Annotated in this window: 18 protein-coding genes; 6 read left to right on the top strand and 12 right to left on the bottom strand. The window is 75.3% G+C overall.

Annotation, left to right across the window (positions count from 1 at the left end):
* Positions 1–18 precede the first annotated feature (18 nt).
* Complete coding sequence (locus ABZ452_RS14860) at positions 19–810, bottom strand: DUF3152 domain-containing protein (RefSeq protein WP_357942716.1); 792 nt, start codon at positions 808–810, stop codon at positions 19–21.
* 138 nt (positions 811–948) lie between these two features.
* Here ABZ452_RS14860 and ABZ452_RS14855 point away from each other — a divergent pair, with 138 nt between their 5' ends.
* The 5 genes from ABZ452_RS14855 to ABZ452_RS14835 all read left to right on the top strand — a co-directional run bounded on the left by ABZ452_RS14855 (position 949) and on the right by ABZ452_RS14835 (position 5,947).
* Entirely contained in the window at positions 949–1,452 is a 504-nt protein-coding gene (locus ABZ452_RS14855) for a SigE family RNA polymerase sigma factor (protein WP_357942714.1), read from the top strand.
* A complete protein-coding gene (locus tag ABZ452_RS14850) occupies positions 1,449–2,219 on the top strand; it encodes a hypothetical protein (RefSeq protein WP_357942712.1) in 771 nt (256 codons plus the stop codon). Before ABZ452_RS14855 ends, ABZ452_RS14850 begins: the two co-directional genes overlap by 4 nt.
* Positions 2,220–2,301: 82 nt before the next feature.
* Positions 2,302–2,760 carry a DUF5709 domain-containing protein gene (locus ABZ452_RS14845; protein WP_357942710.1) on the top strand — a complete coding sequence of 153 codons (459 nt, stop codon included), beginning with the start codon at positions 2,302–2,304 and terminating at the stop codon, positions 2,758–2,760.
* Positions 2,761–2,976: 216 nt separating this feature from the next.
* On the top strand, positions 2,977–5,049 hold the full coding sequence (locus tag ABZ452_RS14840) for a phosphocholine-specific phospholipase C (protein WP_357942708.1): 2,073 nt from the start codon (positions 2,977–2,979) through the stop codon (positions 5,047–5,049).
* 142 nt (positions 5,050–5,191) lie between these two features.
* Positions 5,192–5,947, top strand: a complete 756-nt coding sequence (locus ABZ452_RS14835; RefSeq protein ID WP_357942706.1) for an alpha/beta hydrolase — start codon at positions 5,192–5,194, stop codon at positions 5,945–5,947.
* 14 nt (positions 5,948–5,961) lie between these two features.
* Here the strand turns inward: ABZ452_RS14835 and ABZ452_RS14830 are convergent, their stop codons facing one another.
* From ABZ452_RS14830 to ABZ452_RS14780, 11 genes are all read right to left on the bottom strand, one after another.
* On the bottom strand, positions 5,962–6,771 hold the full coding sequence (locus ABZ452_RS14830; protein ID WP_357942704.1) for a methyltransferase domain-containing protein: 810 nt from the start codon (positions 6,769–6,771) through the stop codon (positions 5,962–5,964).
* 30 nt (positions 6,772–6,801) lie between these two features.
* On the bottom strand, positions 6,802–7,575 hold the full coding sequence (locus ABZ452_RS14825; protein WP_357942702.1) for an ABC transporter ATP-binding protein: 774 nt from the start codon (positions 7,573–7,575) through the stop codon (positions 6,802–6,804).
* Positions 7,575–8,318, bottom strand: coding sequence for an ATP-binding cassette domain-containing protein (locus ABZ452_RS14820; RefSeq protein WP_357942700.1), 744 nt, complete (start codon positions 8,316–8,318; stop codon positions 7,575–7,577). Before ABZ452_RS14820 ends, ABZ452_RS14825 begins: the two co-directional genes overlap by 1 nt.
* Complete coding sequence (locus ABZ452_RS14815; protein WP_357942698.1) at positions 8,315–9,325, bottom strand: branched-chain amino acid ABC transporter permease; 1,011 nt, start codon at positions 9,323–9,325, stop codon at positions 8,315–8,317. Before ABZ452_RS14815 ends, ABZ452_RS14820 begins: the two co-directional genes overlap by 4 nt.
* Entirely contained in the window at positions 9,322–10,215 is an 894-nt protein-coding gene (locus ABZ452_RS14810) for a branched-chain amino acid ABC transporter permease (protein WP_357942696.1), read from the bottom strand. Before ABZ452_RS14810 ends, ABZ452_RS14815 begins: the two co-directional genes overlap by 4 nt.
* The gene (locus ABZ452_RS14805) at positions 10,212–11,405 is read right to left on the bottom strand and encodes an ABC transporter substrate-binding protein (protein ID WP_357942694.1); all 1,194 of its coding nucleotides are present in this window, start codon (positions 11,403–11,405) and stop codon (positions 10,212–10,214) included. Before ABZ452_RS14805 ends, ABZ452_RS14810 begins: the two co-directional genes overlap by 4 nt.
* Positions 11,406–11,453: 48 nt before the next feature.
* Entirely contained in the window at positions 11,454–11,858 is a 405-nt protein-coding gene (locus ABZ452_RS14800; protein ID WP_121398599.1) for a roadblock/LC7 domain-containing protein, read from the bottom strand.
* Positions 11,859–11,876: 18 nt separating this feature from the next.
* Positions 11,877–14,246 carry a nitrate- and nitrite sensing domain-containing protein gene (locus tag ABZ452_RS14795; RefSeq protein WP_357942691.1) on the bottom strand — a complete coding sequence of 790 codons (2,370 nt, stop codon included), beginning with the start codon at positions 14,244–14,246 and terminating at the stop codon, positions 11,877–11,879.
* Between the two features lie 252 nt (positions 14,247–14,498).
* Positions 14,499–14,951, bottom strand: a complete 453-nt coding sequence (locus ABZ452_RS14790; RefSeq protein ID WP_357942689.1) for a helix-turn-helix transcriptional regulator — start codon at positions 14,949–14,951, stop codon at positions 14,499–14,501.
* 165 nt (positions 14,952–15,116) lie between these two features.
* Positions 15,117–16,379, bottom strand: a complete 1,263-nt coding sequence (locus ABZ452_RS14785) for a cytochrome P450 (protein WP_357942687.1) — start codon at positions 16,377–16,379, stop codon at positions 15,117–15,119.
* 281 nt (positions 16,380–16,660) lie between these two features.
* Positions 16,661–17,563, bottom strand: a complete 903-nt coding sequence (locus ABZ452_RS14780; RefSeq protein WP_357942685.1) for an arginase family protein — start codon at positions 17,561–17,563, stop codon at positions 16,661–16,663.
* 103 nt (positions 17,564–17,666) lie between these two features.
* Here ABZ452_RS14780 and ABZ452_RS14775 point away from each other — a divergent pair, with 103 nt between their 5' ends.
* Positions 17,667–18,716, top strand: a complete 1,050-nt coding sequence (locus ABZ452_RS14775) for a zinc-dependent alcohol dehydrogenase family protein (RefSeq protein ID WP_357942683.1) — start codon at positions 17,667–17,669, stop codon at positions 18,714–18,716.
* Positions 18,717–18,764 lie beyond the last annotated feature (48 nt).

Here is an 18,764-nt window from a genome sequence, read left to right as displayed (position 1 = left end):
GCGCGGTCCCCGCCCCGGTCAGTCGGGCCGGCCGCGATCGCGGGGCGGCACCGGGTCGGCGTACGTCCCCGGCGGCCCGGTGTAGCGCCGGCCGTGCGGGTAGGGCAGGGCGTTCGGCGTGCAGCCGTGCAGGCCCAGGGTCTGCTGCTGCATCACCGGCGCCGGCCGGCCCCGTCCCGGGCACCGCTCGTGCCCGTGGCCGAGCCGGTGGCCGACCTCGTGGTTGACCATGTACCGGCGGTAGGTGGCGAGACTCGCGCCGTAGCCCGGCACACCACCGGCCCAGCGGGCGACGTTGAGCACCACCCGGTCGCCGTGGCGGCAGGAGGTGTAGCCGTCCGGCCGGTCCTGGCACAGCTCGTCCCGGGTGCCGGGGGTGGCGAGGTAGACGGTGAAGTCGGCGGGCTGGTCCCGACCGACCCGGCGCAGGGCGAGCCTGCCGTCCGCGGTCCAGCCCTGCGGGTCGCTGAGGGTGCGGGTGACCTCGGCGGCGAAGTCGGCCGGCGGCAGCCCGTGGATGTCGCCCTCCACCGCGACCCGGTAGCGCAGCAGCCGGCCCGTACCCCTCGGGGTGGTGGGCTCCGCGGCGGCGAACCGCCACCGGCCGTGGCCGTGGCCGGGATAGCCGATCCGGACCGGAGGCCGCCGCGCGGACGCCGGAGCCGGCGCCGCCGCCCGCTCGGTGGCGGCCGGAGCGGCGGGCGGCGGGCCGGCGGGCCGGCCGGCCGCGGGCAGCGCGCAGCCGGACAGCAGCGCGACCAGCAGTAGCATCGTCGCGCCACCGCGAGCCCGGTCCACGGTCCTCGTCATCGTCGGTCTCCCTCGCCGTCGCCGGGTGGTGTGCGGGGAGGAGGACGGGTGACCCGGTGACAAAGTTGGTCCGGCGGGGACTCAACCTTTCGCCCGACTCACCCGTCCTGAACCAGGTGGGATGCGGAGAGGGCGGGCATGGCCCGGGGTGACGCGGAGTTCGTCGAGTTCGCCACGGCGGCGTCCGCGCGGCTGGTGCACGCCGCCTTCCTGATGACGGGCAACCATCACCAGGCCGAGGACGCGGCCCAGACCGCGCTGGTCCGCACCTACGCGTCGTGGTCGCGGATCCGCAACGGCGACGCGTACGGCTACGCCCGGTCGGTGCTGGTGAACCATCTCGTCGACGCCTGGCGGCGGCCGATCCGGGAGTACCCCACCGAGGACCTCCCGGAGCGGCACGGCGGCGACGTCGCGGACGAGGTGGCGACCCGGCGCTGGCTGCTCGCCATCCTCGGCACGCTCACCGCGCGCGAGCGGGCCGTCGTCGTCCTGCGCTACTACTTCGACCTTCCGGAGGCCCAGGTGGCCCGCGAACTCGACGTCTCGGTGGGCACCGTCAAGAGCACCGGTTCCCGTGCGCTGGACAAACTGCGCGGCGCGGGCCTCACCGCGCCGGAGCCGCAGGGGACCCGGCGATGAACGAGGCGGACGAGCTGCGCCACGCCATGCGGGCGACCGAGCGGGCCGACCGGAACGGTCTCGACCTCGCCGGGATCATGCGGGAGGGCCGGCGGGTGCGCCGCCGCCGGCGGGTCGCCGGGACCGGCGCCGTGGCGGTGGCGGTCGCCGCCGTGGTGATCGGCGTCGGCGGTGCGGTGGCGCGGACCCGCCCCCCGGAGCCGCCCGGGCCCGGGCCGGTCGCCACCGCGCCCGTCGTCGCCTCCCCGGCGACCGCCGACCCCGGCCCGACGACCCCCGGCCCGACGCCCCTCAGCCCGATGACCCTCAGCCCCGCGGAGCCCCGGCCGGTCGGGGCCGTGGTGGGCACCGGCATCCGGTACGGCGACGACGAACGGGTCTTCTACGTCGTTCCCGTCGACGTGCCCGAGCTGCCCGGTGTGACGATCGGCCTGGTCGGCGGCCGGCGCTCCCCCACCGGCGAGCTGACCACCGACTACCTGATCAACGACGTGACGGGCAGCGACCGCCGGCCGGGCTTCCACGAGATCGGCTACGACCCGCAGGGACGGGTGCCCTCCGACACCCCGGTGCCCACGTTCGGGTACTTCGTCGGGCCGGCCGCGCGGATCGTCGGCACCGTCGACGGCCGCCACGTCGAGGCCCAGCTGGCCCGGTGGAGCGAGGACCAGCGACTGGTGATCTTCTGGTTCGACCCGGGGGCGCTGGCCCCCGCGACACCACTGGACGGGATCGTCGCCCGCGACGCCCGTGGGCGGCGGCTGTGACCGGACCCCCGCGGTCGTCGTCGGCCCCGGCGGGGGTTCTAGGCTGAACGGCAGTGCTGGGCGTTGACCAGGGAGGATCGCCATGAGCCAGACCGAGCGGACGGACTTCGCGGACGAGTGGAACGTGGCCGAGGACGACGGTGTCCTGGACGCCTCCGACACCCTCGACGACCGGACCGGCGATCCCCTCGACACCGGCATCGTCGCCGCGGACCACTGGACGGCCGCGAACCGGTTCGGCACCACGGCCGCCGAGGAGCGGGCCGGCGACTCCCTCGCGCACCTGCTCGCCCAGGAGGAACCGGACATCGACCCGTACGCCGAGGTGGCCGACGACGAGGACGAGCTGACCCGTCGGGGCTACGAGCGGGAGACCCGGACGGGGCGCCTGGTCGCCGACGACGAGGGCCTCGGCGAGGACGAGCAGGCGGATTCGGTCGCCTGGGACGCCGGCATCGACGGGGGCGCGGCCAGCGCCGAGGAGGCCGCGATGCACCTGGTCGACGACCCGAACGGCCCGGGAGACGGCCCGCTGCGCTGACGCGGGATGGTGGCGTCCCGAGGCTCGGACGTGCGGGCTCCGGAGGGGCGGAGGCGAGGGGCTCGCCAGGGTTCGTGGACCTTACGGTCCGCCCGTCCCGGCCCACGGCTCGACCGGCGTTGGCGCAACGCTCGCGTTCCGGACACGTGAGATCCACCTGGCGCCAATAGCGTGCACCCGCCAATCGTTCGGCGTCAGTCAGGTGGGTGCTCTGTCATGGCAAGTGTTGACCGTCGAAATTTCCTGAAGATGATGAGCGCGCCGGTGGCGGCGGCCGCCCTGCCGGTGGACTTCAGCAAGGCCCTCGCCATCCCGGCGAACAACCGGACCGGTTCGATCGAGGACGTCGAGCACGTCATCATCCTCATGCAGGAGAACCGCTCCTTCGACCACTTCTTCGGCACCCTGCGCGGGGTCCGGGGCTTCGCGGATCCGCATCCGGTGACGCTGCCCTCGGGCCGGAGCGTCTGGCACCAGCCGAACGGCTCCGCCGACCTGCTGCCCTTCCGGCCCGAGGTGCCGGACCTCGGGCAGACGTTCCTGCCGGACCCGCCGCACGGGTGGGCCGACACGCACGGCGCCTGGAACGGCGGCCGGTACGACCGGTGGGTGCCCAACAAGGGCGTGGTCACCATGACCCACCACACCCGAGGCGACCTGCCGTACCACTTCGCCCTCGCCGACGCCTTCACCGTCTGCGACAACTACCACTGCTCGGTGCTGGCCTCGACCGACCCCAACCGCTACCACATGTGGACCGGCTGGGTCGGCAACGACGGCAAGGGTGGCGGCCCGGTCATCGACAACGCCGAGGCCGGCTACGACTGGTCGACCTACCCGGAGCGGCTGGAGCGCGCGGGCGTGTCCTGGAAGGTCTACCAGGACGCCGGTCTCGGGCTGACCGCCGACGGCTACTGGGGCTGGACCGGGGACCCGTTCATCGGCAACTACGGGGACAACTCGCTGCTCTACTTCCACCAGTACCAGAACGCCCGGCCCGGCAGCCCCCTCGCCGACCAGGCGAAGACCGGCACCGAGATCGTGGCGCAGGACCGCTCCCCCGAGGCGCTGCTGGCCGACTTCCGGCGCGACGTGGCGAAGGGGACGCTGCCGCAGGTCTCCTGGATCGTCGCGCCGGAGGCCTACAGCGAGCACCCGAACTGGGGTCCCGACTACGGCGCCTGGTACATGTCGCAGGTCGTCGACATCCTGGCCGACCACCCCGAGGTGTGGAGCAGGATGGCCCTGTTCATCACGTACGACGAGGAGGGCGGCTTCTTCGACCACCTGGTGCCGCCGACGCCGCCGCAGAGCCGCGCCGAGGGCCTGTCGACAGTGCCCACCACCAACGAGATCTTCCCCGGCGACGGTCGGCGGGCCGCCGGCCCGTACGGCCTCGGCATCCGGGTGCCGATGATCGTCGTCTCGCCGTGGACCCGGGGTGGCTGGGTCAACTCCCAGGTGTTCGACCACACCTCGCTGATCCGCTTCCTGGAGACCCGGTTCGCCAAGGGCAGGGCCGACCTGGTCGAGTCCAACATCACGCCCTGGCGCCGCGCGGTGGTCGGCGACCTGACCAGCGCGTTCGACTTCCGGACCCCGAACGCCTCGCCGCGGGTCAAGCTGCCGGACACCGCCGACCTCAAGCCGGTCGACCTCACCCGCCAGCCCGACGAGGCGCCGGTGCCGCCGGCCGACCCGCGGCTGCCCGGCCAGGAGCGGGGGGTACGGCCCGCCCGGGCCATCCCGTACACCCTGCACGTGGACGGGCGGGCCGCCGGCACGTCGTTCCACCTCGACCTCCGCAACTCCGGTGGCGCCACCGGCGTCTTCGGGGTCCGCTCGGCCGACCCGGCCCAGCCGCCCCGCACCTACACGGTCGAGCCGGGCCGGCAGGTGAGCGACACCTGGGACGCCACCGCCGGGTACGACCTCGAGGTGCACGGCCCCAACGGCTTCTTCCGCCGCTTCACCGGCGGCGCGGGCGCCGGTGTCGACGTCCGGGCGCGGTACGACGAGCGCGACCACCACGTCGGCCTGACCCTGGTGAACCGGGGCGCGAAGCGGGTCGAGGTGACCGTCGCCGACCGCTACTCGTCGCGGCGGACCAGGCTGTCGCTCAAGCCCGGCGGGACGGAGTCGCCGTCGTGGTCGGTGTCGCGGGCGCACGGCTGGTACGACCTGACCGTGACGGTCTCCGCCGACGCCGCGTTCACGGCCCGGTACGCCGGCCACGTCGAGAACGGCAAGCCCAGCATCAGCGACCCGGCCATGGGCGGCCTGATCTGATCCCCGTTCCGAGGTGACCGTCCACCCCCGACCGGGGCGGGCGGTCACCTCGGACACCGTCGCCTATCCGACGCCGGTGTTCCCCGCCGGGCCGTCAGGTCGTTCACTGTCGCCACGCCGCACCGGTGAAAGGGGCACCCACATGACGATCAGCCACCGCACTGTCGGTCACGGGCCGCACCGGGTGCTGGCCCTGCACGGGTGGTTCGGCTCGGCGCGCGGCTGGGGCTGGCTGCCGGAGCTGATCGACGCCGAGCGCTTCACCTGGGCGTTCCCGGACTACCGCGGCTACGGCGAGCGCGCCGGCGTCACCGGCGAGCACACCATCGCCGAGATCTCCCGCGACGCCCTGGCGCTTGTCGACTCCCTCGGCTGGGACACGTTCTCGGTGGTCGGGCACTCCATGGGTGGCAGCGCCGCCCAGCGGGTCCTCGCCGACGCCCCCGGGCGGGTGACCCACCTCGTCGGCATCAGCCCGGTCCCGGCGGGCGGCGTGCCGTTCGACCTCCAGAGCTGGACGCTGTTCGACGGCGCCGCCGCCGACCCGGCCAACCGCCGCGCGATCATCGACCTCACCACCGGCAACCGGCTGTCCGGCCGCTGGCTCGACGAGATGGTCCGGTTCTCCCTCGCCCACTCCACCCCGGAGGCCTTCGGCGCCTACCTCACCGCGTGGGCGCGGACCGACTTCACCGACGAGGTGAAGGGCAACCCGGTGCCGGCGCTCGCCGTGGTCGGCGAGCACGACCCCGCGCTGGGCGCCGGCACGATGCGCGAGACCTGGCTGCGCCACTACCCCAACGCCCGGCTCGAGGTGCTCGCCAACGCGGGCCACTACGCCATGTACGAGACCCCGGTGCGGCTGGCCACGGTCATCGAGGAGTTCCTCGGGCGGTAGCGGCGGGACGACGCTCACCGCGCCGCCGGCCGCCGCCCCCGCGTCGACACGAACTGGTACGACATCACGGCGAACCCCGGGTCCCGCAGCAGCCGGCGGAACGCCTCCAGCTGGCCGGGCGACAACCCGGCGTCGAGCAGCTCCGGCTCCAGCTGCCGGGAGTTCGTCCCGTACAGCGACGCTCCGAGGGAGCCGCCGGGCCAGCTCTGCGCGTGGACGACCGTGTCCACCTCGACCAGCCCCGCCGCCACCAGCTCCCCGTGCACGTCCTGCGCCCAGGCCAGGTCGGCGCCGTGGCTCTGGAGGATGTCGAGCATCGCGTCGGTCACCTGGGCGAAGAGCTTCGCCGCGTCGTCGCTCGGGGCGGTCAGCACCCGCAGCGGCGCCGTGCAGTCGAACTCCTCGACCACCAGCCACCCGCCGGGGGCCAGCGCGCCGGCCAGCGAGGCCAGCACGCGCCGCCGCTCCGGCAGGTGCAGCAGCACCAGCCGCGCGTGGATCAGGTCGAAGACGTCGCCGGGCGGCGGCTCGGTGCGCACGTCGTGCCGGCGTACGTCGAGGTTGCCGGTGGGCGTAAGGTGCGTGGTGTCGAGATCGGTGGCCAGCACCCGCCCGCCCCGGCCGACCGCGCGGGCCAGGTTGCGGGCGACCGAACCGCCGCCGGCGCCGACCTCCCAGCACACGCCGCCCGGGGCGAGCACCGGCGGGGCGATCCGGCGCGCGGTGATCGGATCGAGGAAGGACTCCAGCGCCCGCATCTGGGGCACGGCGTCCGGAGAGCCGTTGTCGAAGGCGTAGTCGGTGTCATGGACGTGGGTCGGCATCGTTCCTCATCCCTGTCGCTGCGGGTCGGGTCAGTGCCCGGCGTCGGGCCAGAGCCCGGGCACCGGTCGGGGAGCCGACGGCTCCGGGACCGCGGCGACGCTGAGCATCGCCGCCAGGACGTCCGGGTCGGCCCGGACCTCGTGCACCGGCCGGTCGTAGACGACCCGGCCGTACTCCAGCACCGCGATCCGGTCCGCCACACCGACGGCGTGCCGGAGCTGCTGTTCGACGAGCAGCACGGTCAGCCCGGTCCGGGCCAGCGTGCCGACGAGTTCCCGCACCCGGGCCGCCAGGTCCGGGGCGAGGCCCTCGCACGGTTCGTCCAGCAGGAGCAGCCGGGGCTGGCCGAGCAGGGCCCGGGCGATGGCCAGCATCTGCTGCTCGCCGCCGGACAACTGGTCGCCGCGGTGGCGCAGCCGGGACCCCAGCCGGGGCAGCAGCTCCAGGATCCGGGCCACCGTCCAGCCCTCGCCGCCGGGCGTCGCGGCCCGCCACGGCGCGGCCGCCAGGACCAGGTGCTCGGCCACGGTCAAGCGGGAGAAGACCCGCCGGCCCTGCGGGACCAGGCCCACCCCGGACCGGGCGATCCGGTGCGGCTGGCGGCCGGCGACCTGCGCGCCGCCGATCTCGATCCGGCCGGCGTACGGCCGCACGAGGCCGGCCACGCTGTGCACCAGCGTGCTCTTGCCCGCGCCGTTGCGCCCCACCACCGCCTGGACGGTGCCGGCGCGCACGTCGAGGCTCACCTCGTGCAGCACCGTGCCGCCCGCGTAGCCGGCGCAGAGCCCGTCGATCCGCAGCATCAGGCCACCCCCTCGGCGTACGCCTCGCGGACCGGGCCGGAGGCGCGGATCTGGGCCGGCGTACCGGTGGCCAGGGTCCGGCCGTCGCGCAGCACGGTCACCGTGTCGCAGAGCGCGTACACCAGGTCCAGCCGGTGCTCGACCAGCAGCACCGCGACCGCGCGGGGCAGCGTCCGCAGGAACTCCATGAGCCACCCGACCTCGACGGTGGACAGCCCGGCGGCCGGCTCGTCGAGCAGCAGCAGCCGGGGCCGGCCGGCCAGCCCCATGGCGATCTCCACCTGCCGGCGCTGCCCGTGCGCCAGGTGCCCCGCGGGGATCGCCGCGATCCCGGTCAGGCCCACCCGCGCCAGCAGCGCGTCCGCCGTCCGCGCGGCCGCCCGCCGCCGCGCCGACGGGTGCCACCGGCCCGGCCGCACCGCTCGCGGCAGCGCGGCGACCAGCAGGTTCTCCCGCACGGTCAGGGTCGACCAGACGGCTGGGCGCTGGTGGATCCGGCCGACGCCCCGGCGGGCCCGGGCGGCCGGACCCAGGCGGGTGACGTCCCGGCCGGCCAGCAGCACGTGGCCCCCGCCGGCCCGGGTGGACCCGCCGAGCACGTCCAGCAACGTCGTCTTGCCGGCGCCGTTCGGCCCGATCAGCGCGTGCCGCTGGCCCGGCATGATCGACAGGTCGACGCCGTCCAGCGCGGCCAGCGACCCGTACCGGACGGTGATCCCGTGGGCGGACAGCAGCGGGGTCATGCGCGTGCTCCCGTCGGCGTCGGGCGGTCCGGTGCCGGACGGCGGGCCGGGACGGTCGGGAGCAGCCGGCCGCGTACGGCCGGCCGGCGCCCGCCGTCGGGGAGCAGGTAGACGGCGGCGACGAACGCCAGCCCGAGCACCAGGGGCGCCTGCCCGGGGAGCACGCCGAACAGCCAGTCCCGGGCGGCCACGACGAGCGCGGCGCCGACCAGCGCGCCGCCCACCGAGGCGGTGCCGCCGATCACCACGCCGAGCAGCAGCAGGGCGGAGGTGTCGAAACCGAAGTCGGCCGGGGAGACGAACTGCTGGGCCACCACGAGCAGGGAGCCCGCGGCGCCCGCGACCGCTCCGGCGGCGACGTGCACGCCGGCGACGTGGCCGGGCACCCGGTGGCCGCTGGCCCGCAGCCGCGCCTCGTCGTCGCGGCCGGCCCGCAGCAGCAGCCCGACCCGGGTACGCAGGACCAGCAGCACCACGCCGACCAGCGCCGCGACGACCACCAGCGTGTAGAGGTAGCGCGCCCGGTCGGTGGCCAGCACCGGCAGCCCCCACAGTGGACGGGAGGCCGCGACGCCGGCCAGCCCGTCGGTGCCGCCGGTCACCGACCGCCAGCGCCCCACAACCGTTACGGCGAGCTCGCCGACCGCCAGGGTGATCATCAGGAGCACCACGCCCCGCGCCGAGACCACCAGCGGCACGGTCACCGCGGCCAGCGCCGCCCCGGCCGCCGCCGCGACGGCCAGGTGCACCAGGCCGACGTCGGAGAGGTGGCTGCCGACGACCGCGCTGGCGTAGGCGCCCGCCGCGTAGGGTGCGGTCTGCCCAAGGGTGGGCAGCCCGGCGACGCCGGTGAGCAGCGCGACGCTCACCGCCACGAGGCCGAGCGCCAGGGTGCGGGCGAGCAGCGCGACCGTGTAGTCGTCCACCGTCCACGGCGCCAGCACCAGCGCGGCCACCACCACCACGGCGACACCGCGGCGCAGCGCGCGGACCGCTCCCCGCCTCACGTCGCCCTCCGCACGGTGGCCAGCCCCCGCGCCCGCACGGCCAGCACCACCGCCATGGCGGCGAAGAGCAGGAACGGGGCGGCCGACGGGGCGAGCGCGACACCAAGGGTCTGGATCTGCCCGACGGCCAGCGCGGCGAGCAGGGTGCCGGTCATCGAGCCGAGGCCGCCGAGGACGACCACCACCAGGGACAGCAGCAGCACGGCGTCGGCGGTGTCCGGCCCGGGGCCGATGATCGGCGCGCCGAGCACCCCCGCGACGCCGGCCAGCGCCCCGGCGGCCGCCAGCACACCGACCCGGATCCGGGCCGGGCTCACCCCGAGGACGGCGACCATCTCGGCGTCGTCGACCGCCGCGCGGACCAGCATCCCGGCCCGCGTGCGGCGCACCACGAGGTGGAGCAGGCCGGCGAGCAGCGCCGCCACGACGATGAAGACCAGCCGGTACGCGGCATAGCGGTGACCGGCCACCGCCACCGACCCGTCGAGCGCGGCGGGGACACGCACCGGCGGGTCGTCCGGCCCGAAGGCGCCCACGAGCAGGCTCCCGCCGGCCAGGGCCACCCCGAAGGTCAGCAGCGCCTGGGTGAGGTGGTTGCGGGCGGCGACCCGGGTGAGCAGCCCGGCGACCAGCGCGCCGGACGCGGTGGCGGCCACCACCCCGACGGCCAGCGCGAGCGCCAGGCTCGGCCAGCCGCCGTCCAGCAGCGCGGCCGCGGTGTAGCCGCCGATCGCGTAGAGGGTGCCGTGCGCCAGGTTCAGGATGCCGGCGACGCCGAAGCAGAGCACCAGCCCCGCGGCGGCGACGAAGACCAGCAGGCCGTAGGCGACCCCGTCGATGGCGGGAACGACGTACGGGTCGAACCGGATGCCGGCGGCCACCGCGGTCACCCGCCGACGGTGGCGAGGTCGCCCACCACGGTGTTGGACAGCGCCCGGCCGTCCTGGCGAACCTGGCGCAGGTACCACTTCTGCACCGGCGCGTGGGTGGCCGGCGAGAACTGCCAGGTGCCGCGCGGGCTCGCGATCTGGCCGAGCTGGCCGATGGCGGCGTTGACGCGTTCCGGCGTCGCGTCGTCCCCGGCCGCCGCGATGGCCCGGTCCAGCACGGCCGCCGCGTCGTAGGAGGCCATGGCGTACGTGGTCGGGGAGCCGTCGTGCTCGGCCTTCCAGGCGGCCACGAAGGCGCGGTTCTCCGCGTTGTCGAGGTCGGGCGAGTAGTTGAGCACGGAGTAGATGTCCCGGGCTGCCTCGCCCTGCGCGTTGAGCACCCCGCCCTCGGTCAGGAACCCGGCGGCGTAGAGCGGCAGGTCCTTCACCTCCGACTGGGCGTACTGCTTCACGAAGTCGACGGCCGCGCTGCCGGCGTAGAACGTGTAGACGGCGTCCGCGCCGGAGGCCTTGATCCGCGCGAAGTACGGGGTGAAGTTGGTGGTCGCCGGGAACGGGGTGAAGGTGGCCTTGCCGTCCGGGTTGGCCAGCTTGCCGCCGGCCCTGGTGAACGCCTCGGTGAAGCCGCGCAACTCGTCCCAGCCGCCCTGGTAGTCGGGACCGATGGCGTAGACGCTGCCCTTGACGTCGTCGCGCACGTGCTGGGCGATCGCCTCGCCCGGCTCGTCGGACAGGTAGGACGTGTGCCAGACCCGGGAGACGTCCTTCAGCTCGGGCCGGCCGTTGGAGCCGACGAACGGCACCTTCGTCTCGTTGAGCAGGGGGTAGACCGCGGCCACCGAGCCGCCGCCGACGACGCCGGTCAGCGCGACGACCCGGTCCTGCTTGAGCAGCTTCGTGGCGGCGGGCACCGCGGTCGCCGCGCCGTTGCCCTCGTCGGCGACCACGAGTTCCACCTCCCGGCCGCCGAGCTTGCCGTCGTGGCTGGACAGGTAGAGCTCGAAACCGTCGCGGATGTCCTTGCCGACCGCCTGGTAGGTGCCGGAGAGCGACGCCAGCAGGCCGATCTTGACGGGTGCGCCGGCGCCGGCGCCGCCCTCGTCGTGGGCGCACGCGGGCGTGGCGAGCAGGACGAGGGCGAGCAGCGCCGCGGTGCGGGCGCGGCCGCGCCGGGACAGGGTGAGGGACATGTGTGCTCCTACATGAGGGGTGGGGTTCCGGCGTGGGGGCGCCGGGGGTCAGCGGCTGCGGCTCAGGGCCGCCCGGGCCGCCGGGGTCAGGGCGTCACCGATGCGGTTGGCCAGCTCGGTCATCTCGTAGGAGACCTTGCCGACGTCGCACTGGGGGTCGGCGAGCACGAGCAGCGAGGCGCCGTCGTTGAAGGCCATGGAGAACATGAAGCCGCCCTCGAGCTGGGTGACGTTGGAGATCACCGCGCCGGCGTCGAAGAAGGCCGCCGCACCGCGGAGCAGGCTCACCAGCCCGCTGCCGGTGGCGGCCAGCTGGTCGGCCCGGTCGGGTGGGAGCCCTCGGGTGGCGGCCACCATCAGGCCGTCGCTGGAGATGGCGATGGCATGGCTGACCTCGGTCGCGCGCTCGGCGAAGGCGTCCAGCAGCCAGCCGAGATCCTGGTGGTCGGTCACGTGCACTCCCCTGTCGGGTCAGTTGTTGATCAGATTGGGCCGGCGGCCGGCGACCCCCCGGGCGTACGCGGCCATGGCGGTGGCCACCCGCGCCGGGTCGCGGTGCTCGGAGCGCTGCCGCGGCACCGTGACGCCGCCCGGCACCAGGTGCTGCTGCGGCTGCCGCTTGGGCAGGCCCGAGGTGGTGGTGCCGGCGACCTCGGGCGAGTCGGCCCGGGCCGCCGTACGCCAGGCGTCGTCGGCGGGACTGGCCCACGGCGTACCGTTGCCGGCCCCCGGGCGGTCGGCCTGGAACCAGTGGTTGACCTGGTGGTAGATGACGAGTTCCTCGGCGGGCACGGTGCCGCGGTCCGGCACGGCGGCGGGCTGGAAGACGGGTGCCACCGGCAGCACCTGGTCGGCCGGCGGGCTGCCGGCCCACGGCTCGGGCGCCGCCCGGTAGGGCGGCGCGACGGCGGTCCGCGCCGCCCGCCGGGACGGTCGGCCGGGGGTGAGCAGGAACTCCTCCGGGGGCAGCGGACGGATCATCGACCCCGGCAGCGCCACCTCGGCGATGGTGCCGCGGCGCGGGCCGGGACGGAGCTGCACGGCCACGCCCAGCCGCGTGGCGAGCTGCCCCACCACGACCAGCCCCATCGCCCGCACCGCGGCGACGTCGATGGCGGGTGGCCGGACGAGCAGGTCGTTGAGCTGCTGCCGCCGCTGCGGGGACAGGCCGACGCCCTCGTCGCTGATCTGCACGATCACCCGGTCGCCCAGGCTGCGGCCGGTCACCCAGGTGTCGGTGCCCGGCGGTGAGTAGCCGGTGGCGTTCTCCATGAGCTCGGCCAGCAGGTGCACGACCTCGTCGACGGACTCCGCGCCGACGGCGACGTCGCCGTCGACCAGGCCGAGTCGGATGCGGGCGTAGTGCTCGATCTGGCTCTGCGCCGCCTGGAGGACCTGTTGCAGCGGCACGTCGTGACGGCGTACCCGCCCGACGCCAACCCCGCCGAGCACCAGCAGGCTCGCGTTGATCCGCCCCATCCGCGTCGCCAGGTTGTCCAGCGTGTAGAGCTGGTGCAGCCGGTCCGGGTCGGTCTCGTCCCGCTCGACCTTGTCGACCTGGGCCAGCACCGCGTCGACGAGTCGTTGCTCGCGCCGGCTGAGGTGGATGAAGATCTCGGCGGTGTTGGCGCGCATCACCGCCTGTTCGGCCGCCGTCCGCACCGCCGCCCGGTGCACCGCCGTGAAGGCCTGCCCCACCTCGCCGATCTCGTCGTCGCTGGACGGCTCCAGCGCGTCGCCGGCCTGCCGCCGGGCCAGCTCGTCGGGGTCCACCGAGGAGCTGTCCGGGTGTTCGAGCCGCGCCACCACCTGGGGCAGCCGCTCGAACGCGACGGCGTTCGCCGCGTCCCGCAGCCGGCGCAGCCGCCGGGTGATCTGCCGGGCCACCGCCCAGGTGACCAGCGTGGTGAGCACCAGGGCCACCACGACAGCCACGGCCTCCATCACCGTGCGCCGCCGCTGGTCCTCGTGCGCGGTGCGGACGTCGCCGAGCACCACCGTGTCGACCCGCTGGCGCAACTCGGCCAGGCGCACCGACCACTGCCGGGTGGCGGTCACCCAGGTGTCGAGGTCCAGCTCCAGCGGGCTGCCGGCGACGCTGCGGGACACCTGGTCCTGCATCCGTTGCAGCAGGAGCGCGCTCTCGCCGCTGGCGGCCTGCTCCCACCAGCCGCGCCAGGAGGGCCGGGCGAGCGCCAGGAAGGCGAGGCTCGACTCGGTGAAACCGGCCCGGGCGGCGGTGATGTCCTGCTGCATGGCGGGGGTCAGCTGGTCGGACGACACCGCGCGCAGGACGGCGACCTGCTGCTGGCCGATGGCCTCGGCCACCTGGGACAGCGCCGCGGAGGCCCGGATGCCGTCCGCGATCCGGGCGTTGACCACGCCGAGCGTGACGCTCCCGCGGAGGCTGAGCAGGTCGGCGATGGCGATCCGGTAGCTGAAGGTCATCGCCGACACCGAGGCGCGCTCCGCCGTGCGCACCTGGGCCCGCAGCGGCGGCAGGCCGGCGAGCGCCGCGTCGATCCGCGGCAGGACGGCCTGGTCGGCGGCGGAGCCGGCGGGCAGCTTCGCCCGCTGCCGGCGGTAGTGGGCGACGGCGGCGTCGGTGGCGGTGGTGGCGTCGGCGAAGGCGTCCTGCTGCTCGGGGGCGCCCCGGGTGAGCAGGTCGGCGGCGACGATGCGCTCGTTCTGCAGCCGGTGGGCCAGGTCGCCCGCCTCCGCGCCGAGCTGTGCCAGGAGGCCGAGGTCGCTGGCGCGGGTGGTCTGGCGGGCGCTCTCGGTCAGCGCCAGGCCGGCGAAGCCCAGCACGGCGACCAGCGGGGCCGCGACGATGAGGCGCATCCGGGCGGCAATCTTCCAGCCGCGGCGGCGGGTCGGGTAGGGTCGGGCCGCGTGGGACCTCGTGCTCGACGCCAAGGCTGACTCCCCGCACTCATCAACAACGGTCTATCTGCATTTGCGGATTGCACGTTTCATTGCGCCGGAAGCCGTGCGCCCAGACCAGACCTGACGGTGGTACAAACAGCCCGTACCAGCATCTGTACCCAGAGTTGGCAGCGCTGACGGTGCGTGACGACCCGCCCCTCCCGGGCGTCAGCGCCGGGAGGACGGCGAGGACGGCGGGCCGTCGGCCTCCGGCTGGCCGAGCACCTGACCGATCAGTTCCCGCAACTCGTCGATCGCCGCCACGACCGCCTCGGGATCGCGCGCGTCGCGCCGGGCCGGCGGCCCCGCCTCCAGCCGCGCCACCTCGCCGAACCGGGGCCCGCGGCGGCCGTCCGCGGCCAACTGCTCCGCCGCGACCTGGGGCCACAACGCCGCCAGCCGGCCACCCGTGCCGAGCACCTCGTCGCACCGGACGGCGAACTCCTGGCTGCCGAACCGGCGGCCGGACTCGACCGCGGCCACCGTCTCCCGGCTGAACCGCACCCGCTCCGCGAGCGCCCGCTGGGTCAGGCCCTGCCGCGTCCGCCAGCGACGCAGTTCCGCGCGGAAGCGATGGCTGGCGGCGGAGTGAGCGGCGCTCGACGGGGGCGTGCGATCCATGTGCTCACCTTCGCGACGCCGGATCGGCATCGACATGAGATCGGGGCGGGGTGATGACTGGGCATTCGCAGGGGACAATTCTTAACCCATTCACCGGCGGGTGTGAAGACATGACTCCGCTCCGTGACGGCGTCCGCAGGTCAGCGCCCGGCACGGCGACGCGGGTCAGGCGGCCGGCCGCGCGACGGCGGGCACCGCCGTGTCGACCACCACGGGCAGGCCGCGGTGCGCGCGGAACGCCACGTTGGGCTGGTACGACCGGCGGTGCCCGGGCGCCGGCCGCAAACCGGGCACGGCCGCGGCGAGCCGGGTGAGCGCGATCCCGGCCTCCAGCCGCGCCAGAGCCGCGCCGATGCAGAAGTGCGGCCCGTGCCCGAAGGAGAGGTGGTCGGTCCCGTCCGCCCGCTCCGGATCGAACCGGTTCGGGTGCGCGAACACGGCCGGGTCCCGGTTCGCGGCGCCGATCAGCAGCAGGCAGCGCGCCCCGGCCGGGATGCTGACGCCGCCCACCGTGACCGGCCGGTTGGTCACCCGCAGCCAGCCGTCGATGGCGGGCGCGAAGCGCAGCGTCTCGGTGAGGAAGGCGGGCACCCGGTGCGGCTCGGCGGCGATCGCCCGCCACCGGTCGGGGTCGGCGAGCGCCTGGTCCAGCGCGTGGGCGAGCAGCCCGGCCGTGGTCTCGTGCCCGGCGACCAGGAGGTTGAACACGATGCTCGACACCTCGGCGATCGTGAGCACCTCGTCGTCACCGTCCCGGTACGCGAGCAGCTGGTCGACGTAGCCGTCGCCGGGCCGGTCACTGTCGAGACGGTCGCGGACGAGTTCCTGGCAGTAGCGCCAGAACTCCAGCAGACCCTGGGCAAGCCGGACCTGTTCCGCCGGCTCCGGCCGCCCCCAGACCAGGGCGATCTGGCCGTCCGCCCAGGCCCGGACCCGGGCGATGTCCCGCTCCGGCACGCCGAGGAGGTCGAGCAGCACCAGCAGGGGCAGCTCGGTGGTGAACGCGGGGACGAGGTCGACCTGCTGGCCGGCGCGGGCGGCGAGGCGGGACACCAGCTCGTCGACGCGGCGCCGGACGATCGCGCCGTACCGCTGCTCGACCCGGTCGGCCGTGTTGGCGACGGTGGCCCGCAGCGCCCGGCGGGTCCGCGGGTGCACCGGCGGGTCGGCGGCGGCCGTGGTGGGCGGGGCGTCGATCTGCATGATGACGGCCATCGCCTCCGGACAGACGTCGTAGACCGGCGCGAGGGTGAGGGCGTTGCGGAAGCTCTCCGTGTCGCCGAGCGCCCGGCGCACGTCGGCGTGCCGGGTGATCAGCCACAGCCCGAGGTCCTCGTCGTGGTGCACCCCGCCCGGGGAGTCGAGGAGCTCCCGCCACACCTGCGCCGGGTCGGCGAGATACGCGCCGGCGAACGGATTCCACCGCATGACCGCCTCCTGGAATGGCGACCCGGCGACCCCTCGGGTGCCGGCACCGTTCACGGTGCGCCCTTCGGCGAATCAAGTCAAGATTTGTCGACATCAATGGGATTGGCTTGGGAATTGCGTTCCATCGGCGTTGCGGATTCCTTGCCGGCGTGCAATTTGCGGCGTGCCGATTGCGCATCGACACCCGCGATGAGCAGCGCGAACGACCTTACCGACGGAGGCGGAAAAAGGAAGCGGCCGGCTCCGGTCGCACATTAGTCGCCGGCCACGGAATCGGACCGTCAACAAGCGTGGCCGGACAGGAGCCGGCGCAGCAGCGCGACCAGCGTCGCGGCGTGGGTGCCGTCCGGATCCAGGTCCGGGCGGAAGTCGGCGATGCTCGCGCCGAGCAGCCGGGGCGAGGCGAAGAGCGGCTCCAGCAGGTCGGCGAGCTGTCCGGCGGTCGGCCCGCCGGGTTCCGGGTAGCTCACGGCCGGCAGGGCCGCCGGGTCGAGGACGTCGCAGTCGAGGTGCAGCCAGACGCCGTCGTCGACGTCGGCGAGCAGGGCCGCGGCGCGCTCGCCGCACCGCCGCGGCGCGTCGACGACCGCCGGGGCGTCGATCCGCCGGATGCTGTCGGGCAGCCGGGCCACCTCCGCGGCGGCCTCCGGGTCGAGATCACGGGTCCGGTGGCCGATCAGCACCACGTCGGCGGGCGCGACGAGCGGCGCGGTCGACCCGACCGGCGCGGTGAGCTGCTCGGGACCGGAGCCGGTGAGCAGGGCCAGGTCCATGTCGGCGGTCTCCCCCGTCGGCGAGGAGGCGCCGTCGAGGAAGTCGGGATGCCCGTCGACGAACCAGAGCCCGACCCGGCCCCGGTCCCGCCGCAGCCAGGGCAGGACGCCGAGCAGCAGGCTGCAGTCACCGCCCAGCACCAGCGGCCGGCGGCCGGCCCGGCCCCCGGCGGCGGCGTCGAGCGAGTCGGCCAGCACCCGCGCCGCCCGGCTGGTCTGGCCCAGCGCGCGTACGCCGGTGGTGTCGTCCCGCCGGTCGTCGTCGATGACGATCGGCGCGTCCCCGGCGTCGTCGGGGACCAGGTCCGACAGCCCGGCCGTGCGCAGGGCGGCCGGGGCGAGCCGCTCACCCCGACCGAGGCCCGAGCAGTCCCACGGCGCCCCCACCAGATACCAGCCCCGCGCTGTCACGCCCCCATCGTGGCATCCATGGCCGTGGGCAGCGGCGGTATCCGCGGCCACCCCACCACCGCCCGCGTCGCCGGCCGGACGGGTGGCGTGTGAGGATGCCGGCATGCGTGCCGTGATCTTCGACGAGTTCGGTGCCCGGCCCGAGGTCCGCGACGTCCCCGATCCGGTGGCGCCGCCCGACGGCGCGGTCGTCCGGGTCGAGGCGACGGGCCTGTGCCGCAGCGACTGGCACGGCTGGCAGGGGCACGACCCCGACATCCGCCCGCCGCACGTGCCCGGGCACGAGTTCGCCGGTGTCGTCGCGGCGGTCGGCGCGGGCGTCCACGGCTGGCGACCCGGCGACCGGGTCACCGCGCCCTTCGTCTGCGCCTGCGGGCGGTGCCCGGCCTGCCTGGCCGGCGACCAGCAGGTCTGCGAGCGGCAGACGCAGCCCGGATTCACCCACTGGGGCTCGTTCGCCGAGCACGTGGTGGTGCGGCACGCCGACGTCAACCTGGTCCGCCTCCCCGACGAACTGGACTACCCGACCGCGGCGGCGCTCGGCTGCCGTTTCGCCACGGCGTTCCGGGCCGTGGTGGGCCAGGGCCGGGTGGCGGCCGGCGAGTGGGTGGCGGTGCACGGCTGCGGCGGGGTGGGCCTGTCCGCCGTGATGATCGCGGCGGCCTGCGGCGCGCGGGTGGTGGCGGTCGACATCGCGCCCGGCGCGCTGGACCTCGCCCGGCGCGCCGGGGCGACGGTCTGCCTCGACGGCGGCGCGCTCACCGGGCCGGGCGCGGTGGCCGCGGCCGTCCGGCAGGCGACCGGCGGCGGGGCCCACCTCTCCCTCGACGCGCTGGGCAGTCACGCCACCTGCGTGGCGTCCGTCGAGAGCCTGCGCCGGCGCGGCCGGCACGTGCAGGTCGGGCTCCTCCCCGTCGCCCAGGGCCGCCCAGCGGTGCCCATGGAGCTGGTGATCGCGTACGAGCTGGAGCTGCGGGGCAGCCACGGCATGGCGGCGCACGCCTACCCGGAGCTGCTCCGGCTGGTCACGGCCGGGGTGCTGCGTCCCGGCGAGCTGATCACCCGCACCATCGGCCTCGACGAGGTGCCGGACGCGCTGTCCGCGATGGACGGTCCCGCCGCCGGCGGCATGTGCATCGTCGTACCCCGCTGAACGCGCCGCGGACCGGTCCGCCCCCTGGAGGGCCGGACCGGTCCGCGG

The organism is Micromonospora sp. NPDC005707 (genome assembly GCF_040631005.1).
Classification (GTDB): domain Bacteria; phylum Actinomycetota; class Actinomycetes; order Mycobacteriales; family Micromonosporaceae; genus Micromonospora.
This window is presented reverse-complemented; position numbering and strand designations above follow the sequence as displayed.